A 16,401-nucleotide genomic window follows, 5' to 3' on the forward strand; every position below is an offset into this window, starting at 1 on the left:
GTCGGTGCCCCTTCTGCATTTCTACCGCTACTTTCGTGGCGGTGGTCACACCTTACACGCGAGTCATCCCGGCGGTAGGATTGGCGTCATGACGACAACGAGGAAGAAGGTCAGCATCACGATGCCGCACGACCTTCACAGCCGCGCTGTGACAGCCAGCGGCGACAACCTGTCGGACTTCGTGTCCAAGGCGGTGGAGGAAAAGCTGCTGGCTGACGCAATGGCCGAGTACCACCGGCTGCGCCTGAGCGACCCGGCCGACGACGTGTACGACGCCCTCGAGGCGGATGCTGCGTGATCGACATCCAGCGGGGTTCGGTGTGGCGTGTCCCCACGGTGGGCCGGGAACGCACCGTCCTCGTGATCGAGGACTCGGCTGTCATCCGCCTGCACCCGGGCGGCATTGTCTGCGTCCTCGTCCAAGAGGCCGAGGACGCCTTGGACACCCTCGTCACCATCCCGATCGAGACACCAGTGCGCGGCGTCGTCATGGCCCCCGACGTGTCCGCGTTCCGGCCCCAGCGGTTCGAAGAAGGCAAGCTCCTCGGCTTCCTCTCCCCCGAAGACATGGAGCGCGTGGAGCGGGCCCTGCGGGCCGTTCTCGACCTGTAGCCCCTCCCCGTCCCGCTTCCCGCCTCCGCCGGCCAGTCCGGACGGAGGCGTTGTCATTGCAGGACCCGGATCGCTGCCCAGGTGACCCGGCCGCCGAGGTCGCCGGCGTACTGCCCCACCTCGTCGGCGTGGCGGTGCACCAGATACAGGCCAGGTTCCTCGCTGGGCGCAGGAAGCAGACAGTTCATGTCGCCTACGGACACGGTCACATGGGCCCCGTCGAACTTGACCTTCCCCACCAGATCGAGACTGGCCCGGTGCCTGGCGGTGACGTCGACGAGCTCGGTGAGTACCGCCTTGACGGTCTCGCACACCGCCTCGGGATCGGGGACCTCCGACAGGCACGTAGGAAGGGTCATGCCGACCATGGCCGCGGCCTGCTTCATGGCCTCTACCGGTGTGCTTTCCGGTCCGATGGTGAAATCGATGGCGCTTTCCGGGCTCAGCCAGAGCGGCGGCATCGACAGCTCCCCGTGCGGCGTTCCGATCATCCAGTTGTTTGGGATTGCATCAGAGATCGTCATGTTTTCTCCGTCCCGCCGAAGAACTGCCCTCGAATGTCAGTTCGATCTGGTGGGCGGTGTGCAAAGCGTGGCGGAAGCCGCACGCACGCCGCCGGTACAGGGTGTCGGGTGTGCTCCCAGGATGTCTCCAGCCGCGCAGACTGCGACTCAGTCTGCCCTGACCAGCCTTTTCCTGGGAGTCCGGGCCCGGCGATCCACTGTGCCCCGCCGGGCCCCCTACGTCAACTGAGAACGAAGAGAAGCGGCTGGTAGACTCCATTTCAGTTCATCACGCCATGGCTTGAATTAATTGATAGTTGAACGAGGGAGGTGGCATAGCGATGGTCGACACCGCTCGTGCTGACGAACCGGCCGAGCCGGACCAGGACACATTCGCCGCCAGGCTCAACCGCCTCTTCGAAACCATCCATCCGGCAGACCGAGGTCCCTGGACCAACGCCGAAGTCGCCCGAGCCGTCAGCGTCTCACCGACGTACGTCGGCAATCTCCGCAAGGGCACGAGCAGCAACCCGACACTCGCCCAGATGACCGCGCTCGCCGACTTCTTCGGCGTGCCAGTCAAGTACTTCGTCGACGACGGAGAAGGCGAGAAGGTCCGTGAGGACCTGGCCCTGCTCTCGGCGCTCAAGGGCGTCGGCGCCCGCCAGATTGCGCTCCGCACAGTCGCAGCCCTAGACGACGACGCCCTCAACGCGCTCGTGCCGGTCCTCAAGCACCTCGGCAAGGCCCAAGCCGGCCGACGGATGCCAACAGGGCGTGCGGGTGAGGCGGCCCCCGGGGACCCCTCCCCGTTATGACCACGCCCCACCCACCGAGGAACACCACGTCCTCGCAGGGGCACGAACACCACGGGGGCACGCATGATCGTCACGAGATGGCAATGGCCGGACGGCCATTCAAGGGGTGAGGGGATGAACAACAAGGAGCTCCGTCGGTACTGCGCCGACGTGGTCGATAATCTGGACATCCCGGCAGGGGCCGACGTCAACGAGCTGTGCGACCGCCTTGAGCAACTCCGCGGCCGCCCCATCTCCCTCATAGAGGTCCCCATGCCCACCGGCGCAGGGAAGCCGTGTGGGCTGTGGGTGGCGACCGACGACGCCGACTACATCTGCTACCAGAAGTTCACCACCCTGGCCCACCAGCAGCACATCGCCCGGCACGAGATCGGGCACATGCTGTGCGGGCACGAAGCCGCCCCCGCCATGGCCGACGAGGTAGCTCAGCTTCTGATGCCAACGCTCTCGCCGACCCTGGTGCGCAGCGTGCTCGCACGAACCCAGTATTCGACGGAGGAAGAACGCGCCGCCGAACTGGTCGCATCGCTGATGCCGATGCGGGCAAGCGCAAGCTGCCACCGGCCACCGGCGAACGTCTCGCCGGGTGTGGCGAATCTCGTCACGCACCTCGGGCGCTCACTGGAGCGCGCCACCAGTAGGTAAGACTGACACGTGCTTCTCTTCAACCTCGTCTACGGCGTCCTGGCAGTGATCTCCTGGAGCGCCTTCGTCTACAAGCTGCGCGACCTGCTCCGCGACCGCGGCAACCCCGACCTTCGGCTGCTGTGCCTGGCCATCGCGACGTTCGCCACGCCGTTCGTGGTCGCCGCGCCCTGGGTGTACGTGCGTATCGACCGGCTGTTGGGCATAACCAACATCGCCACCCTGATCACCTACACCTCGGTGGCGATCTGCCTCGCATCGTTCCTCGCCCTGCTGGTGCGCTGGTCCTCGGCTCAAGACCGCGTCAGGCTCTGGCACCGGGTACTCGTCGCGTACGCCGTCACCTCGGTGGGCTCGATGATCACCTTGTTCGTCCTCGGTGACGTCAGCGACGGTGAGCACCACGTCGACTTCGATGTGCATTACGCCGAGACGCCCTACATCACGCAGTTTCTGCTGATCTACGCCCTGCTGTTCGTTGTCGGCATGACTGGCCTGATGAACATGTGCTGGCGCTACGCCAAGGCAGTGGACCGCCCCTGGCTGCGCCGCGGACTTCGAGTGGTCGCGGCCGGCGCCGTGTTCGGCCTCGGCTACGGCATCCCCAAGGTCGTCTCCCTCACATGGGACCTGGTCGGCACCTCGCCTCTGCACTTCGTGAGCGTGGTCGTCGCTCCGATGTCCGCGAGCGTCTCGGCCTGGCTCTTCGCGGTCGGCTTCACCATGCCGGCCTGGGGCGTCGGACTTGATTCCGCGCGTGCCCGGATCATCCACTACCGCGCCTACCGGCGGCTCCACCCTCTGTGGGCGGCCCTGACCGAGGCGTTCCCCGAAGTGGTGCTCTTCCCCGACCTCCACCCCAAGAGCCCCCGGCGCGCGTTCACCGACGACGACCTGTCGTTCCTGGTCGGCCGTCTGACCGTCGAAATCCTCGACGGCCAACTGGCCCTGCTCCCCTACATCGACCCCGCCGTGGCCCGGAACATGCGCGAGGTCAGCGCGGCCAAGGGAATCTCCGCCGACGAGACCGAAGCACTCGTCGAAGCAGCCCAGATACGGGCCGGGCTCCAAGCGCTCAAGGAGGGAGGCGACATCCGTCACGCTGCCGCCGTCCCGCCCGACCCCGCGGCCGGCGACATGCGCGTCGAACGCAAGCGGCTGATGCGCGTAGCCGACGCCTTCCGCCGCCGCGACCTCCTCGCGGAAGCCGCACGAGCATGAGCGAACCGACGGCCAGCCTCTTCGGGGATGCGCTCATGGCGGACCCCCACGCGGTATACGCCGAGCTGCGGGAAGCGGGCCCGGTACACCGCACGACCACGCCGGACGGCGCTCCGGTCTGGCTCGTCACCCGCTACGACGACGTCCGCGCAGCGCTGGCGGACCCTCGGCTGTCCCTGAACAAGGCCAACGCCCACACCAGCGGCCGCTACCAGTCCTCGATGCCGCCCGAGCTGGACGCCCACCTGCTCAACATGGACGCACCCGACCACACCCGGCTGCGAAGGCTGGTATCGAAGGCGTTCACCCCACGCCGCCTCGAGGCACTGCGCGAGCAGGTCCAGGCGCACACCGACGACCTCCTGGACGCCTTCACCGACGGCCGCGCAGACCTCATGGACGGCCTGGCCAACCCTCTGCCCATGGCGGTCATCTGCGACCTGCTCGGCATCCCCCGGGACGCCCGACACGACTTCCGGGGATGGACCAACACGCTCCTCGCACCGGCCCCGGACGCCGCCGTGGAATCCCGTACGGCAATGCGGGACATGTACCGCTTCCTCGTCGACATCATCGCGGCCAAGCGCGCCCACCCCGCCGACGACCTTCTCTCGGCGATGACCCAGGCGCGGGACGACCACGACAGCCTGAGCGAACCCGAGCTGTTGGCCATGTCCTTCCTGATCTTGTTCGCGGGCTACGACAACGCGGTCAACCTGATCGGCAACGCTGCGCTCGCGCTGCTCCTCCACCCCGAGCAGATGACCGCGACCCGCAACGGCCGCACGCCGATCCGTGCGGTGCTGGAAGAGACCCTGCGCTGGAACGCGCCGTTCACCCTCGGCGTCCGCCGCTTCGCCCTCGAAGACCTCACCATCGGCGGCGTCCCGATCCCCGCCGGCGGTCGCGTCTGGGTGTCTTTGGTCTCGGCCAACCGTGACGGCGGGCAGTTCACGGCACCCGACAGCTTCGACCCGGGCCGGCCAGCCGCCCACCTCAGCTTCGGCCACGGCATCCACTACTGCCTCGGCGCCCCGCTCGCCCGCCTTGAAGGGGAAGTCGCGCTGACAGCCCTCCTGCAACGCTTCCCCACCATGAAGCTGGCGGCCGGGCCCGACGAGCTCAAGTGGTGGCCGTCGTACCACAAGCGGGGACTGCAGCAGCTACCGATCACCTGGTGACAGGCAGCGCCCGGGCCAGCGATCAAGATCATTCTTGCCCAATTGTGCGAACCCGGAAGGCCCCTTCACAGGGGCTTTTCGTGTCTCAGGTCCCACCGAATCGGGTGTGGTGGCCGAGTAGGGCCCACGGTCTGACTATCGTCCCTACCATGACGGAAACCACCACCGGGCCCCTCATCGGCGCCCAGAGCCACGAAGAGCCGCGCCTGAGCGAGGGTATGCGGGCCCGCGTTATCGCGATGTGCAACCAGAAGGGCGGCGTCGGCAAGACGACGACCTCCATCAATCTGGCCGGAGCGCTGGCCGAGCACGGACGCCGCGTCCTCGTCGTCGACGGAGACCCGCAGTGCAACGCGACCCAGGGATTCAAGGTCCCCATCCCGGGCCCCAACGCCCTCACGCAGGCCCAGGTCGTGCTCGACGCGATGGACCCCCGCCCCCTGATCGCCAAGACGAAGGTGGAGAACATCGACGTCCTGCCCGCCAGCCTCGACATGGCCGGTATTTCCACCGCCCTTCGTGACACAGGCGCCGGGCTAACCCTGTACACGATCATGCTGGACAAGCTCCGCGACCTGTACGACGACATCCTGCTCGACCAGCGCCCCGCACTCGACATGGACACCGAGTCCCAGCTGGCCGGCTGTGACGCGGCCATCATCATGACCGACGTCGACGAGTGGTCCATGATGGGCCTGCGGCAGCAGGTTGCGATGCACAAGAAGGTCATGGCGCGCTGCCAGCGCACGGACTTCGAGGTGATCGGCCTTGCAGTCGGTTGCGTCACCAAGCCCATGGGCCGCTTCGATGCCGAGGTCTACAAGCTGCTCAAGAGCCACCCGACCATCCCCTTCCTCGGAGAAGTTCCCGTCCGCGCGGCCGACATCAAGGAAGCCCGCGATGCGGGTCTTCCCGTGACGCACTTCCGTCCCCGCACGGACACCGCCGGCTTCTACCGCACGATCGCCGCCAACGCAGGGATGGTGAAGGCCGCGTGAGCCAGTTCAATTTGGCCGGTTGGGACGAACCCGAAGAGGCTGAGGCCGCCGCGCAGGTCCTCGCGGCCGTCGACACCACCCGGGACAGCAACCGCCAGCAGGCGCAGGAGAGCGTGATCGCCGAGCGCGTCGATGCCGCGCTAGAGGCGGCTCGGCCGGGCCTGCACAAGATTCCCGATCCAGTCCTTCCGGCCGGCGACGGCGACCTCACCCCCGAGGAGCAGGAGCGGTTCGCGCTCTGCGTCGACGGCATCGCACTGCACGAAACCGCATGGTTCATGCTCGGCAAGTCGCTGGACACGGTCGCCGTCGGCCGACTGTTCCGGCGTACCCGGCACAAGCTGGAACCGGAGCGCTACTACAACACCATCGAGGAGTGGGCTCTCCTCGAGAAGGGCATCTCCGTCTCACGGTGCAGCCAACTGCGCGCCGCCTGGGAAATCGGGGAAGTCCTCAAGGCCCGGGGCTACGAATCCAATCCGGGACAGGTCCGCGAGATCGTCCCGGTGAAGAACGCCTACGGTCTCAACGGGGCCGTCGCGGTGTACGTCCTGGTGGCCGACAGCGTTGGCGCGGACAAGGTCACGGCAGCCCGCCTGCAAGAGACGGTCAAGATGATGCCGGGCAATCTCCAGCTCAACGAGGAAGACGATCCCGAAGTCCTCGCGAAGACGATCGAGGGCGTTCTGGTCGGCAAACCGTCGCCCCGCCCCGTGGCCGCGATTCCGCCCGCTGTCCGACGGGCTGTCGACCGCCGCGCCGTCGACCTGGCGAACGTCTTGGATCGCAGCCGGATCCCGCGCACGGAGGTCGAACGTCACCTCCTGGAGGCATTCGCCGACGAGAAGGACTCCACGGTCTTCGACGCCGTCCTGGCCCGGATGAAGCAGACGCCGAAGCCATAAGGGCCGCAAAACGCGCTGATGCCCGGCCAGTTGAGGTGGCCGGGCATCAACGTTTGAAGCTACACGCAGCATACGACAAGACGGCCGGTCGGCCATGCGATCAGAACAAGGACGACTGGCCCGCATCCCCATAGAGCCTTGGACTCGCGGCCACGGCCACGCCGGGGGGCATGGCCGTGACCGGGGGTCATCCGTAAGAGGGCTGCTCGGCCGAGCCCTGTCCCTCGGCATCGGCCATGAAGCGGCGGGCATTCTTGAGGGCGTCCTGGGCGAGGTACCGGACGGCACGGATGCCGAGGAACCCGGCCAGGTGCCGAACGTTCCGCTCCCCCAGTACGTCCAGCTCCGGCCAGTCCGCCATGGCCGCCGCGAACTGCTCATCGGTGAGGGCCGCAGGGCGCCAGTCGGTCGGAACATCTCGCAGTTGCCCGTTCGTCATGGCGTGGTCGAGCCGGGCGAAGTCCGTGACGATGTCGTGCGCCAGGTCGTCGCGCTCGCCCATGCGGTCGATGCTCTGGCCCCAGGAGAGTGTGGCGGCCGCACCACGGGTGTCCTCGGCGTTGGCCTGCCACGCTCCCGCCTGCCTGCGCAGGTCCACGAGGGTGGCGTTCACATCTACCGGCAGCGTGCCGCGTACGGGCTCTGGCGTCTTGGCGGGCTCGACTTGGCGGCCCGTCGGGGTGGCGGCGTCGAGGTCGACCTCGAAGGCGGCCCCATCGCCGGCGTACACGGTGAACAACACGTGCGAGTCGTCGTCCGGGCCGTCGGCCCGCAGTCTGGCCAGCGCGCGCCGAGCGGCGTCGGCCGGGCCCCTCCCGTCAATGTTGCTCTCCCAGGTCACGTTGTACTCGCTGAACTCGGTGCTCATCAGGTTCTCCAGGGGTGGGTGCGGAAGGGGCTGAGCCGCCGTCGGCTCGGGGCTGGTGTGGCGGACCGGGGGGCAGTGCGGCAAGCCGCTTTGCCGGAACTCGCCTCTGCCGCCAGGAGAAAGGTGCTCAGCGGTGACCTTGCGGATCCAGCCGCGCCCCAGCAGCGCTCCCAGCGTTCAGGCAGTGGTGTCAGCAGGAACTCGCCCGTCGTGGTCGACTGCGGCGAGCAGGGCGGCACGGTGGGCGGCGGACGGGGTGTGCTGCTCCAGCATGAGAATCCTTCGAGTGGGGTGTGCCGGAGTAGAGGGCCGCCCGCGCCGTCGAATGCGGCGCGGACGGAGTGGGGCTACACGGCGGTGCATGGCCGTATGACTGAGGCGGGGTGGGGTCAGGCGGCGGTGTTGGCGGGCTGTCCGGAGCGGCAGGACCAGGGCGAGCAGCCGTCGGGGTCCCCGTCTTCGAGTTCGGCGTCGGCGATCTGCCCGAAGATGTCGGTCTGCTTGGCGGCCCATTCGTGGGCGGTGATGCGGTCGACGGGCGCCTGGTCGAGCGGGACGCGGGAGCGGTGAAGAAATGCTTCGCCGAGAAGCGGCTTGCCGTTTGCGTTGCCTCGGGCGTTCCCGGACCGTATGGCGGCGTCGAAGGCGACGGCGTCGGCCCACTCCTGCGGCTGCTCGTCCCTCAGGCGACGCCACTGCGAGTTGCCGTGAAATGGACACCCAATGCACGCACTTTTCGGCGTGGTTTCCCAGCCGTTGGCGCGGAGGTAGCGGAGGCAGTCGTCGCGGGTCCAGCCCTCGCGGCCGTCGGCGGCTCCGTCGAGGTCGAGGAGCGGGAATGCGGAGCGGAGGTACTGGATGCCGGAGTCCTTGGCGCGACCGATCTCGTCGCGGCTGATGCCGATCCACTGCTCGGCATACAGGCCGCGCGGTACGGGCGTCGGGTGCGGGTAGCCGAGGAGCTGCCGGACCTTCCGCTTGATCGGCTTCAGCTTGTACTCCGAGGTGCACTGGCGTCGGGTCATCCCGTCGCCACCGTTGCGGTTCTTGATGAACAGGGGCATGGACGCGAACCGGTGCTCGGGGTCGAGGGCGTCGTCGCGGATGTTGCCGACGGATACGCGGTACAGCGGGATCCCGGCGGGCTGAAGCACCTCGCGCTCCAGCCGGTCGAGGTGGGCGTACACAGCGCGGGGTTCCCAGCCGGTGTCAGCGAAGATCGCGGCGTCCAGCCTGGGCAGGTGGCCAGCTGCGGAAAGTAGGGCCACGGTGGTGGATTGGACACCAGCGCCGAGGCTGAGGATGCGCAGTTTGGACTGGGTGCTCATACGGCTACCTTTCGGGTGCAGAGTTCGACGCGGAGGTCGGCTCCGCGTCGGGCGATGAACTCGGGCGGACGCGGTGAGCATGCCGGGGCGCGGTAGTGAACGTCGCGCCCCGGCGATGGGACCGGATCGGTCAGAAGACGTCGGTGACGTCGTAGAAGTGCGCCAGGCCGCCCTTGAACCGCTCCGGCGAGAGGGGCAGCGTCGGGTGGGCGAACTCGACGCGCACGGCCTCCTCGTAGGCCTTCTCCGCCACGGCGCGGATCGGATGGTCGGTGGCCCAGTAACCGGCGACCGACCAGTAGTCGATGGCGTACAAGATCTTGTGTGTGACGGGGTCGATGTACTCGACGAACCGGATGGTCAGATCCGCGGATCCGTCGGCCGCACGGATGTAGGACTCCCGCAGCTCCTTGCCGCCCAGGAGGTTCAGGGTGAAGGCGTCGCGCTGCTCGGGTGCGACGTCGGTGCGCTTCGTGGCGTGCAGGACGGTGCGCATGGGCCCGTACTGGGCGTTGAGTCGCGGCAGGGGCTTCACAGCCAGGGCAGCAATCATCGGGGTGTTCCTTTGTTCGGGTTTGTGGCGGTGCTCTCCGCCAACAAGAAAATAGTACAGCAGCCGTAGCGACTTGGGTAGTCCCCCACGCAACGCGGCTCTACTTGGCTGCTCGATCAGGCTGCTGTACAACTGTGCGGCGACTGACTCTCCACACCACACGCAGTTTCCGTCACCACGGGCGAGGACGGCGGGCCGCCCGTACAGCACGGACGGCCCCAGGGCGCGTCAGTGCTCAGTGGCCGGGCACGGGCCGGCGGGCCGCAGCTCGTGGACCTGGCACTGCCGTACGCCACCCACCCCGTGCTCATCAGCTACGACAGCTCGGACGTTGTAGTGGCCCCCGTGCCAGTTCACGACCGTGCCGGTGTACTCCGCCAGCACGCGGTGCTCGCGACGCTCGGGGTTGTAGACGACGGGACGAACGGTGACCTGGTCCCCCGCCGTGTACCGCTCTGCCTCGGGCTTGACGGTGGCCGCGGCCTCCTCGGCGGTGGCCGGGCGCAGCAGGACCGTGCCCCGGATGCCCTTGTAGACGATGCGGGCCCGCGATCCGGCCGCGGACATCTCACGGACGGCCTGCTTGCCTGGCACCATCATCGCGTTGTTGATCTCGTCCAGCGCTGCACGGGTCTCGACACGCTCGGGGGTGCCGCCGTTGACGATGCGCATGTGGAAGCGGCGGAGGGGGACGTACGCCCGGTCCTCCACGTGGATGGTGCCGTCGGGGCCCTGGGTGAACGGCTTCTGCTTGACGCGGAGATTCGATACGACCGTGCGGACGTGGTCGGCGGGGATGCCGGCGTGAACGCGGTGCCCGCCTTGGTGGACCTCGTGCAGGACGTCGCGGACATCGTCTGGCGTGGGAAGGTTTCGCAGGGGCTCACGCCACAGGGGGACGGCGACCGGGGTGCAGCCGCGCAGCCGACTGGCGGCGGCCCGGGTGGAGCGGCGCGCGGCAATGGCGTTGATCAGGGGACGGTCCCATCCCCGGGGATCGTCGTCACCACCGTTCGCGATGTCGTCGGAGAGCGCGTCGACCTGTTCACCGGTCATGTGGTGCAGCTGCTCACGGATCGCCCAGTACCGCTCGTCCGCCGTGAAGATGACGCGGACGTTCTCCGAGTCGGCCCGCGTACGGATGATGCGGCGGACGGTCGCCTTGTTCGCCTTGCCCTGCTCCTGTCCGGCGTCACGGGACATGACCGCGTCCACCAGGCCGTGAGTCACCACGCCGCCGTGGTGAAGACGAGCAGAGATAAGTACTTGCAGAGCCATCGCCTCGGCGCGCTCGGTGGCAGTGATCGGCACGGTGATTCTCCTTGGCATACAAAGGGACTGGAGGGACTGACCAGCGGGGGTTTCTGGACTTTCTGGACCCCCCTTACGCGCGCGGGCGCGTAAGAGGTCGGCGGTGCCGCCCGGGTGGTCGGTCGGCGGCACCGGGTGGGGTCACTGGAACGCGGCGCGGTCCGACTCGTATCGGGCGCGGGCCTGCTGGGCGTAGGCGACTTCCGTGGCGGACTGGGCGTCCAGGGCCCACACGGTGAAGACGTGGCCGCCGTTGAGGCGTTGGGCGCGGTTCCGGCACGCGCGGTGCAGGTTGGTGAGCGCCTCTTCGTCGTCGGTGGGGACGGGGCCGGCCCACTCGATGCGCGAGCGGTCCGCGGTGGTGATGACCAGGTGCGGGCGGAAGTCGGCCACGGTGTGAGGGCGGGCGGGCGCGAGGGTGGTGTCCTGGAGCTGGGCGCGGGCGTTGCGGAGGAACGTGGCGATCTGTGCGCTGGCGCCCGGGGTGCCTTCACGGTGGGTGTTGCGGCTGAACCAGGCGGCGGCCTTCTCGCGGACGGTGGCGAACTCGACGGGGCCGTAGACGCTGATGACGCGGCGGGCCCAGTTGTCGCGCTCGTGGTACTGGATTGCGGCCCCCGCGGCGGTGTTGCTGATCCAGGTCTGGGTGCGGCCAAGGGCGATGGCGGCGCAGCTGGTGCCGTAGTACGCGGGTTCGCCGTCCTCGTTGCCGTCGGCGTCGAGCGGGGCGAGTGCGACGGTCCGCTTGAGGTTCGTGCGTCCGCAGCACTCGCAGGTGGTGCAGTCGTCGGTGATGCCCTTGATGACCCACTGGGGGATTGCGGTGCGGCTCACGGGTGATGTCCTTCGGTTCGGGTTGGCCCGGCTGCTCTGCGGGCGGTGTGGGGCGGTGCGCGCCCCGGCTCACGTGCCGGGAGCGGGGGTGTGGGCCGGGGCCGGAAATCAGGCCGACTCGGAGGCCTACCGCTGGCCGGGGGCCGTCTCCTCGTCGGGGGCGTAGAGGTGGACCAGCTGGGCTGACAGGCGCAGGCCCGACTGCGACAGGAGGAGGCCGTCGGCGGAGTCCGCCTCGTCGAGGACCTGCAGGTTGCCGGAGCGGCTGAGGAGCTGGCGGAACTGGTCCCCGCGCCCACCAGCCGCATTCTGCAGGCCCAGCGACACCAGGGCCGTCAGGACGCCTCCCGGGCGCAAGAAGCGGTAGGCGTGCAGGACATGCTGGACGGCCAGGTCGCGGCGGTGAGGCGGGTACATGACGACGGCGTCGTAGGTCGGCTGGGCGGTGACGGTCAGGAAGTCGGTGGTGGTCACGGTGGTGGCGATGCCTGCGCGCGTGATCTCCGCGGCGCGGTGGGCGTCGATCTCGTAGCAGTCGACGACGCACCCCTGGGAAGTTCCTTCGGCGGCGAGCACTCCGTGGCCCGCGGAGGGCTCGAGTACCTGCCAGCCCTTGCGGACGCCGGGCAGGTTGGCCCAGATGGTTTCCGCGATCGACTGCGGGCAGGACACGATGCCGCGGTCGGGCCGGTTCACGGCGCTGCGGCGGTCGATGATCAGGCGGACCAGGTCGGCGGCCTGCCCGAACGGGAACAGGTCGGCGAACATGTAGCCCTGGTGTCGCAGGCTCCAGGTGGCGCCGGAGCGGGTGAGGACCCGGTGAGCGCCCTCCGCGCCCTGTTCGGTGGCGTCTTCGTGGAGGCGGACCACGGGTCCTTCGCAGACGGCGCGCTCCAGTTCGGTACGGGTGGCCTTCGAGATCTGCACAGGGGATTCCTTCCAGGAGGGGGTGCGGTAAGGGCTGGGAGAGCAGCAGGGAGGACATCTGCCCTGCCGCCTTGGGGCGGTGCGCCCTGCGCCGGCCCCGGGTGATCCGGGGCGGGGGCGGGGCGCACCGCCCGCCGTGTGGCGGGCGGTGCGCGGCGGGGCCTACAGCCCGGCGGCGATCCGATCCTGTTCAAGCCACTTGCTCCACAGTTCGTCGTCGGCCTCTCCGAGGAGCGCGGCGGTGTATCCGGCGGACCGGTCGGCGGCGATGACGCAGACGAGTTCGCCGTTGTTGACGGCGCGGGTCTGGAGGTTCATTTCGTTCACCACGTCGTCGTACGTGTTGTCGGCGGGGGTGAGCGTGAGGCGGTGGACCTTCGCGTCGGGGGTGCCGGGGTCGGTGACGATCGCGAGGAAGAACAGGAGCTGGGGCGTCTTGTCGAGCGAGACGGACATGGGGGGTTCCTTCGGTTTGGGTTTCCCCGGTGCTCTCCGGGGCGATGAGCATCACAGTACAGCAACCGGAGTGAGCTTGGGAAGTCTGACCCTGAAACCCCTTAAAGCAGCAACTCAAGGAGGCATTGCCCTAGCGACGCAATCCGGCCGCTGTACTTTTCTGCGGATGGTGTGTACGTTTCTCATCACGCCGCAAGGCAGCCCGGGGAGAGCACCCCGGACAACCCCGAACGAAGGAGCACCCGTGCGCTTCCTGCGCTACACCTCGCGCCGCACCACGGCGGCCGCCACCGCCGCCGCTATCGCCCTGCTGTTCCTGGGCGCCGCATCGTCGCTGCCCCACCACAACGCCCCTGCGGCGGCGTCCGTCCTGGCCGGGGACGACAACCGCGACGGCGTGATCGACGAAGACGAGTCCGGGTGGGACTGCGCCCGGATGGGCAACAAGGTGTGCGGCGCCGACGTCCCGCCGGAGTGCGAGGGCGCCGGTGACCTGCTCCAGCTCTGCATGACGGTCGCCGCGCGGCCGGCCTTCGGGTGGAACGGCCCCGACGGGGAGGTCGAGGCGGACCTGCCCGACGGCCGCACCCTGCTCCAGGACCTGTACGCCAAGCCGGGCGACCCCGAGTTCCCCGAGCTCCTCGCCGCGTACGACGCGGACTGGCGCAACCACCACTGACGCCCGCACGGGGCGCGGCGACCGCGCCGCGCCCCGGCCCCTCCCCGCTGCCCGAAGGAAACCCCATGCGCACGCTCACCATCCCCGGCAACACCGACGTTCACCTGGGACGAGCGCTACCGGGACGACTCCGGCCGCGAGATTGTCGAGCCGGACGCTGACGACCGGTACCTCATCGGCGGTCTGTGGCCCTGGATGAAGTACGAGAAGCCCGAGCAGACGACCAACTGACCGAACCGGGCCCGGGGCGCCATGCTGCGCCCCGGGGCCCCAGCACCCGCACACGAACCCCCGAGACAGGAGATCCGCCGTGTCCCTTCCCTCGAACCCCGCGCCCACCCCCGAGCAGGACTGGACGGCCATGGGGCGCGCCGACTTCGACCCGTCGGCCCCGGCGGCTCTGATCGAGCCCGAGGCCGTGGTCCGCCCTGTGCCGGCCGTCCCCGACGCGTACGGCACCGAGGCCCTGTTCGGGGATGCCCCGAGGCCTCAGCGCGCCGCGCACCGCATGCCGGCCCCGAAGCCCCTCCCCGAGGCCGACACCCTGTTCTAGAGGGCCGCTTATTACAGCAAGCCGACGCGATACCCCAGGACTGCCGCTCGCACTCTCTTGGTTCCTACTGGTGAGCATGGGTACTTGAAGATTTCTTAGGTGCCTACTTCCCCCCGTCGATACGGTTGCTGTATTATTTCTCTTGTTGGCGGAGAGCACCGCCACAACCTCGAACAAAGGAACACACCATGGCTTCTGCCCACAGCCCCCGCCGCGCCGCCGTCGTCCTCCGCGACCGCATCCGCGCCTCCCGCGCCGCTGCCCGTGACCGCCGCGCCGTGGCCACCGCCGCCCGCCGCGTCCGCACCGGCCCCCGCTCCCTGGCCACCCACGTCATCGCCACCGGCGCCACCCCCGACGTCATCTCCGGCGCAGTCGCCGCACTGCGCACCCAGGCCAAGAAGGCCGGTATCCGGGGCAAGGCCACCCGCATCCGCCGCACCCGCACCGGCTGGATGCGCCACGCGGTCACCGCCTACCGCTACACCCGCGAACAGGTCGCCGCGATCGTCGCGAACTACAAGCCGCGCAAGGCCGAGTACAAGGCCATCCGCGCCGCTCTGGTCACCGCCTGACGTAGCCCCCGCCGGGGGCGCACACTCCGCGCCCCCGGCCCCGCACCTGATCGGAGACACCACCTTGAACACCGACGCACTCATCCGCGACGCCCTCACCAACGCCGGATACGCCCCCACCAACGCCGACGTCAGCCACCCGCACTCGGCGCTCGCCCTGAACCTCGGCTACCTGCCGGGAGAGATATGGGTCAGCGACCCCGACGGCCACACCCTGTACGCCCCCGAGGAGCACCACGGGCTGTGGGCCCGCTACTACCCCGACCCGACCGACGGCGGCCGCTTCACGAACCTCTACGCCTCGGACCTGACCGACCTCACGGCGGACATCTCCGGACTCCTCGCCGCCCTCACCGCGATCACGACCCCGGCCAGTCCCCAGCTCGCCGCACAGCTCGCCGACCGCAAGGACCGCCTGAACTTCGTGTCGAAGCAGGCCGACGGGGGCGGCCCCGAGGTAGCGAGCCTCTACGGGGCGGCCGCCGACCGGCTGCGCACGCAGCTTGAACGGATCACCCTCAGCGTCATCGCCGACAACGCCCGTCCCTGCCGCCAGGCCAGCACGGCCGTGCGCGCCGCTTTCAAGGCGCAGCCCGCCCAGCCGTAGCCATCCCGCCGGGCGGGGCGACACAAGCCCGCCCTGCCCGGCCCACTCCCCGGCGAAGAGCACCGCCGAACCCGAAGGAAGGAACACCACCATGAGCAGCAACCCGTTCAAGAACGGCCGCTTCCTGCCCGCCCCGGGCACCGAGTACCCGTTCTCCATCTCCGACATCGCGCGCGCCGCCGCGCAGCTCATCGGCGACGACTGGGACGCCGACGCCGACGCCGGATGCCGGGGAGCAAGCGGTGTCATGGAATCCGCTGACGGCGACTTCTACCTGGTCAAGGTCGGTGACACCGGCAAGACGAACGAGGAGCTGTACGTCGAGTGCGACGTCGACCGGCGCATCCTGCCGAACCTGGGCCCCGGTAACGCGCTGGAACTGCTGGCCGATGCCGTCGCCATCACCGTTCGCACGATGCAGCACGACGACGACGCCGCCGAGCCCTGGGACGTCGGTCAGCACCTGATGGCCGCGTGCGCCGCGCGCGGACGCCGCACCGCAGTGGACCCCCACTCGGCAGGCACCTGCATCGTCCTGGCTGGCCACAACCAGGGGGAGATCACCATCAGCGGTGCCTCCCGCACCGGGGGCGACGTGTGCGTCGATTACGCCCCCGAGGACCACGAGCGGTGGACGGCCGTACTGCGCCACGGCGAGGACACCACGCTCGTCTACGAGTCCCCCGTCATGCCCGGCGACTTCGCGGAGGACACTGCCGCGCTCCTGTACGCGGTCCTGCCGTACGCCGTCTCGGCCTGACGCAGCCCCCGCCGGGCGGGGTGACACAAACCCGCCCCGCCCGGCCAACTCCCCGGCGAGAGCACGC

Annotated in this window: 21 protein-coding genes; 13 read left to right on the top strand and 8 right to left on the bottom strand. The window is 69.0% G+C overall.

Annotated features, from left to right (window positions below):
• The first annotated feature begins 88 nt into the window (after window positions 1–88).
• The gene (locus ACGFYQ_RS33720; RefSeq protein ID WP_393750000.1) at window positions 89–298 is read left to right on the top strand and encodes a hypothetical protein; all 210 of its coding nucleotides are present in this window, start codon (window positions 89–91) and stop codon (window positions 296–298) included.
• Window positions 295–612: a type II toxin-antitoxin system PemK/MazF family toxin gene (locus ACGFYQ_RS33725; RefSeq protein ID WP_393750001.1), complete on the top strand. Its 318-nt coding sequence runs from the start codon at window positions 295–297 to the stop codon at window positions 610–612. Before ACGFYQ_RS33720 ends, ACGFYQ_RS33725 begins: the two co-directional genes overlap by 4 nt.
• Window positions 613–665: 53 nt before the next feature.
• On the opposite strand, the gene ACGFYQ_RS33730 is transcribed toward ACGFYQ_RS33725, so the two are convergent.
• Complete coding sequence (locus ACGFYQ_RS33730; protein ID WP_393750002.1) at window positions 666–1,136, bottom strand: hypothetical protein; 471 nt, start codon at window positions 1,134–1,136, stop codon at window positions 666–668.
• Window positions 1,137–1,456: 320 nt separating this feature from the next.
• Between ACGFYQ_RS33730 and ACGFYQ_RS33735 the strand changes: the two genes are divergently transcribed.
• The 6 genes from ACGFYQ_RS33735 to ACGFYQ_RS33760 all read left to right on the top strand — a co-directional run bounded on the left by ACGFYQ_RS33735 (window position 1,457) and on the right by ACGFYQ_RS33760 (window position 6,883).
• Window positions 1,457–1,933: a helix-turn-helix domain-containing protein gene (locus ACGFYQ_RS33735; protein WP_393750003.1), complete on the top strand. Its 477-nt coding sequence runs from the start codon at window positions 1,457–1,459 to the stop codon at window positions 1,931–1,933.
• Between the two features lie 114 nt (window positions 1,934–2,047).
• On the top strand, window positions 2,048–2,578 hold the full coding sequence (locus ACGFYQ_RS33740; protein ID WP_393750004.1) for a toxin: 531 nt from the start codon (window positions 2,048–2,050) through the stop codon (window positions 2,576–2,578).
• A gap of 9 nt (window positions 2,579–2,587) precedes the next feature.
• The gene (locus ACGFYQ_RS33745; RefSeq protein WP_393750005.1) at window positions 2,588–3,799 is read left to right on the top strand and encodes an MAB_1171c family putative transporter; all 1,212 of its coding nucleotides are present in this window, start codon (window positions 2,588–2,590) and stop codon (window positions 3,797–3,799) included.
• A complete protein-coding gene (locus ACGFYQ_RS33750) occupies window positions 3,796–4,980 on the top strand; it encodes a cytochrome P450 (RefSeq protein ID WP_393750006.1) in 1,185 nt (394 codons plus the stop codon). The genes ACGFYQ_RS33745 and ACGFYQ_RS33750 overlap by 4 nt, the downstream gene beginning before the upstream one ends.
• Window positions 4,981–5,129: 149 nt before the next feature.
• A complete protein-coding gene (locus tag ACGFYQ_RS33755) occupies window positions 5,130–5,978 on the top strand; it encodes a ParA family protein (RefSeq protein WP_393750007.1) in 849 nt (282 codons plus the stop codon).
• Window positions 5,975–6,883: a hypothetical protein gene (locus ACGFYQ_RS33760; RefSeq protein WP_393750008.1), complete on the top strand. Its 909-nt coding sequence runs from the start codon at window positions 5,975–5,977 to the stop codon at window positions 6,881–6,883. Before ACGFYQ_RS33755 ends, ACGFYQ_RS33760 begins: the two co-directional genes overlap by 4 nt.
• A gap of 187 nt (window positions 6,884–7,070) precedes the next feature.
• On the opposite strand, the gene ACGFYQ_RS33765 is transcribed toward ACGFYQ_RS33760, so the two are convergent.
• From ACGFYQ_RS33765 to ACGFYQ_RS33795, 7 genes are all read right to left on the bottom strand, one after another.
• Window positions 7,071–7,751 carry a hypothetical protein gene (locus tag ACGFYQ_RS33765; RefSeq protein WP_393750009.1) on the bottom strand — a complete coding sequence of 227 codons (681 nt, stop codon included), beginning with the start codon at window positions 7,749–7,751 and terminating at the stop codon, window positions 7,071–7,073.
• 389 nt (window positions 7,752–8,140) lie between these two features.
• Complete coding sequence (locus ACGFYQ_RS33770) at window positions 8,141–9,079, bottom strand: hypothetical protein (protein ID WP_393750010.1); 939 nt, start codon at window positions 9,077–9,079, stop codon at window positions 8,141–8,143.
• A gap of 130 nt (window positions 9,080–9,209) precedes the next feature.
• Window positions 9,210–9,632, bottom strand: a complete 423-nt coding sequence (locus ACGFYQ_RS33775; RefSeq protein WP_393750011.1) for a hypothetical protein — start codon at window positions 9,630–9,632, stop codon at window positions 9,210–9,212.
• Window positions 9,633–9,860: 228 nt separating this feature from the next.
• Window positions 9,861–10,943 carry a hypothetical protein gene (locus ACGFYQ_RS33780; protein WP_393750012.1) on the bottom strand — a complete coding sequence of 361 codons (1,083 nt, stop codon included), beginning with the start codon at window positions 10,941–10,943 and terminating at the stop codon, window positions 9,861–9,863.
• A gap of 141 nt (window positions 10,944–11,084) precedes the next feature.
• Complete coding sequence (locus tag ACGFYQ_RS33785) at window positions 11,085–11,777, bottom strand: hypothetical protein (RefSeq protein ID WP_393750013.1); 693 nt, start codon at window positions 11,775–11,777, stop codon at window positions 11,085–11,087.
• A gap of 126 nt (window positions 11,778–11,903) precedes the next feature.
• Window positions 11,904–12,704 (bottom strand): SAM-dependent methyltransferase, encoded by an 801-nt coding sequence (locus tag ACGFYQ_RS33790; protein ID WP_393750014.1) that lies wholly within the window; start codon window positions 12,702–12,704, stop codon window positions 11,904–11,906.
• Window positions 12,705–12,866: 162 nt separating this feature from the next.
• Window positions 12,867–13,160: a hypothetical protein gene (locus ACGFYQ_RS33795; protein ID WP_393750015.1), complete on the bottom strand. Its 294-nt coding sequence runs from the start codon at window positions 13,158–13,160 to the stop codon at window positions 12,867–12,869.
• Window positions 13,161–13,404: 244 nt separating this feature from the next.
• Here ACGFYQ_RS33795 and ACGFYQ_RS33800 point away from each other — a divergent pair, with 244 nt between their 5' ends.
• The 5 genes from ACGFYQ_RS33800 to ACGFYQ_RS33820 all read left to right on the top strand — a co-directional run bounded on the left by ACGFYQ_RS33800 (window position 13,405) and on the right by ACGFYQ_RS33820 (window position 16,334).
• Window positions 13,405–13,839 (top strand): hypothetical protein, encoded by a 435-nt coding sequence (locus tag ACGFYQ_RS33800; RefSeq protein WP_393750016.1) that lies wholly within the window; start codon window positions 13,405–13,407, stop codon window positions 13,837–13,839.
• 310 nt (window positions 13,840–14,149) lie between these two features.
• Complete coding sequence (locus tag ACGFYQ_RS33805) at window positions 14,150–14,392, top strand: hypothetical protein (protein ID WP_393750017.1); 243 nt, start codon at window positions 14,150–14,152, stop codon at window positions 14,390–14,392.
• 188 nt (window positions 14,393–14,580) lie between these two features.
• Window positions 14,581–14,967, top strand: a complete 387-nt coding sequence (locus ACGFYQ_RS33810; RefSeq protein WP_393750018.1) for a hypothetical protein — start codon at window positions 14,581–14,583, stop codon at window positions 14,965–14,967.
• Window positions 14,968–15,031: 64 nt separating this feature from the next.
• Entirely contained in the window at window positions 15,032–15,574 is a 543-nt protein-coding gene (locus ACGFYQ_RS33815) for a hypothetical protein (protein WP_393750019.1), read from the top strand.
• Window positions 15,575–15,665: 91 nt separating this feature from the next.
• Window positions 15,666–16,334, top strand: a complete 669-nt coding sequence (locus ACGFYQ_RS33820) for a hypothetical protein (protein WP_393750020.1) — start codon at window positions 15,666–15,668, stop codon at window positions 16,332–16,334.
• Window positions 16,335–16,401 lie beyond the last annotated feature (67 nt).

This window comes from Streptomyces sp. NPDC048258 (assembly GCF_043201995.1).
Taxonomy (GTDB): Bacteria; Actinomycetota; Actinomycetes; order Streptomycetales; family Streptomycetaceae; genus Streptomyces.

What these genes read in the sequence shown, in the direction of transcription:
- ACGFYQ_RS33750 (WP_393750006.1), top strand. Translation starts at nt 3,796, where the DNA reads ATGAGCGAACCGACGGCCAGCCTCTTCGGGGATGCGCTCATGGCGGAC.
- ACGFYQ_RS33755 (WP_393750007.1), top strand. Translation starts at nt 5,130, where the DNA reads ATGACGGAAACCACCACCGGGCCCCTCATCGGCGCCCAGAGCCACGAA.
- ACGFYQ_RS33765 (WP_393750009.1), bottom strand. Translation starts at nt 7,751, where the DNA reads ATGAGCACCGAGTTCAGCGAGTACAACGTGACCTGGGAGAGCAACATT.
- ACGFYQ_RS33730 (WP_393750002.1), bottom strand. Translation starts at nt 1,136, where the DNA reads ATGACGATCTCTGATGCAATCCCAAACAACTGGATGATCGGAACGCCG.
- ACGFYQ_RS33740 (WP_393750004.1), top strand. Translation starts at nt 2,048, where the DNA reads ATGAACAACAAGGAGCTCCGTCGGTACTGCGCCGACGTGGTCGATAAT.
- ACGFYQ_RS33795 (WP_393750015.1), bottom strand. Translation starts at nt 13,160, where the DNA reads ATGTCCGTCTCGCTCGACAAGACGCCCCAGCTCCTGTTCTTCCTCGCG.
- ACGFYQ_RS33775 (WP_393750011.1), bottom strand. Translation starts at nt 9,632, where the DNA reads ATGATTGCTGCCCTGGCTGTGAAGCCCCTGCCGCGACTCAACGCCCAG.
- ACGFYQ_RS33810 (WP_393750018.1), top strand. Translation starts at nt 14,581, where the DNA reads ATGGCTTCTGCCCACAGCCCCCGCCGCGCCGCCGTCGTCCTCCGCGAC.
- ACGFYQ_RS33720 (WP_393750000.1), top strand. Translation starts at nt 89, where the DNA reads ATGACGACAACGAGGAAGAAGGTCAGCATCACGATGCCGCACGACCTT.
- ACGFYQ_RS33735 (WP_393750003.1), top strand. Translation starts at nt 1,457, where the DNA reads ATGGTCGACACCGCTCGTGCTGACGAACCGGCCGAGCCGGACCAGGAC.
- ACGFYQ_RS33770 (WP_393750010.1), bottom strand. Translation starts at nt 9,079, where the DNA reads ATGAGCACCCAGTCCAAACTGCGCATCCTCAGCCTCGGCGCTGGTGTC.
- ACGFYQ_RS33820 (WP_393750020.1), top strand. Translation starts at nt 15,666, where the DNA reads ATGAGCAGCAACCCGTTCAAGAACGGCCGCTTCCTGCCCGCCCCGGGC.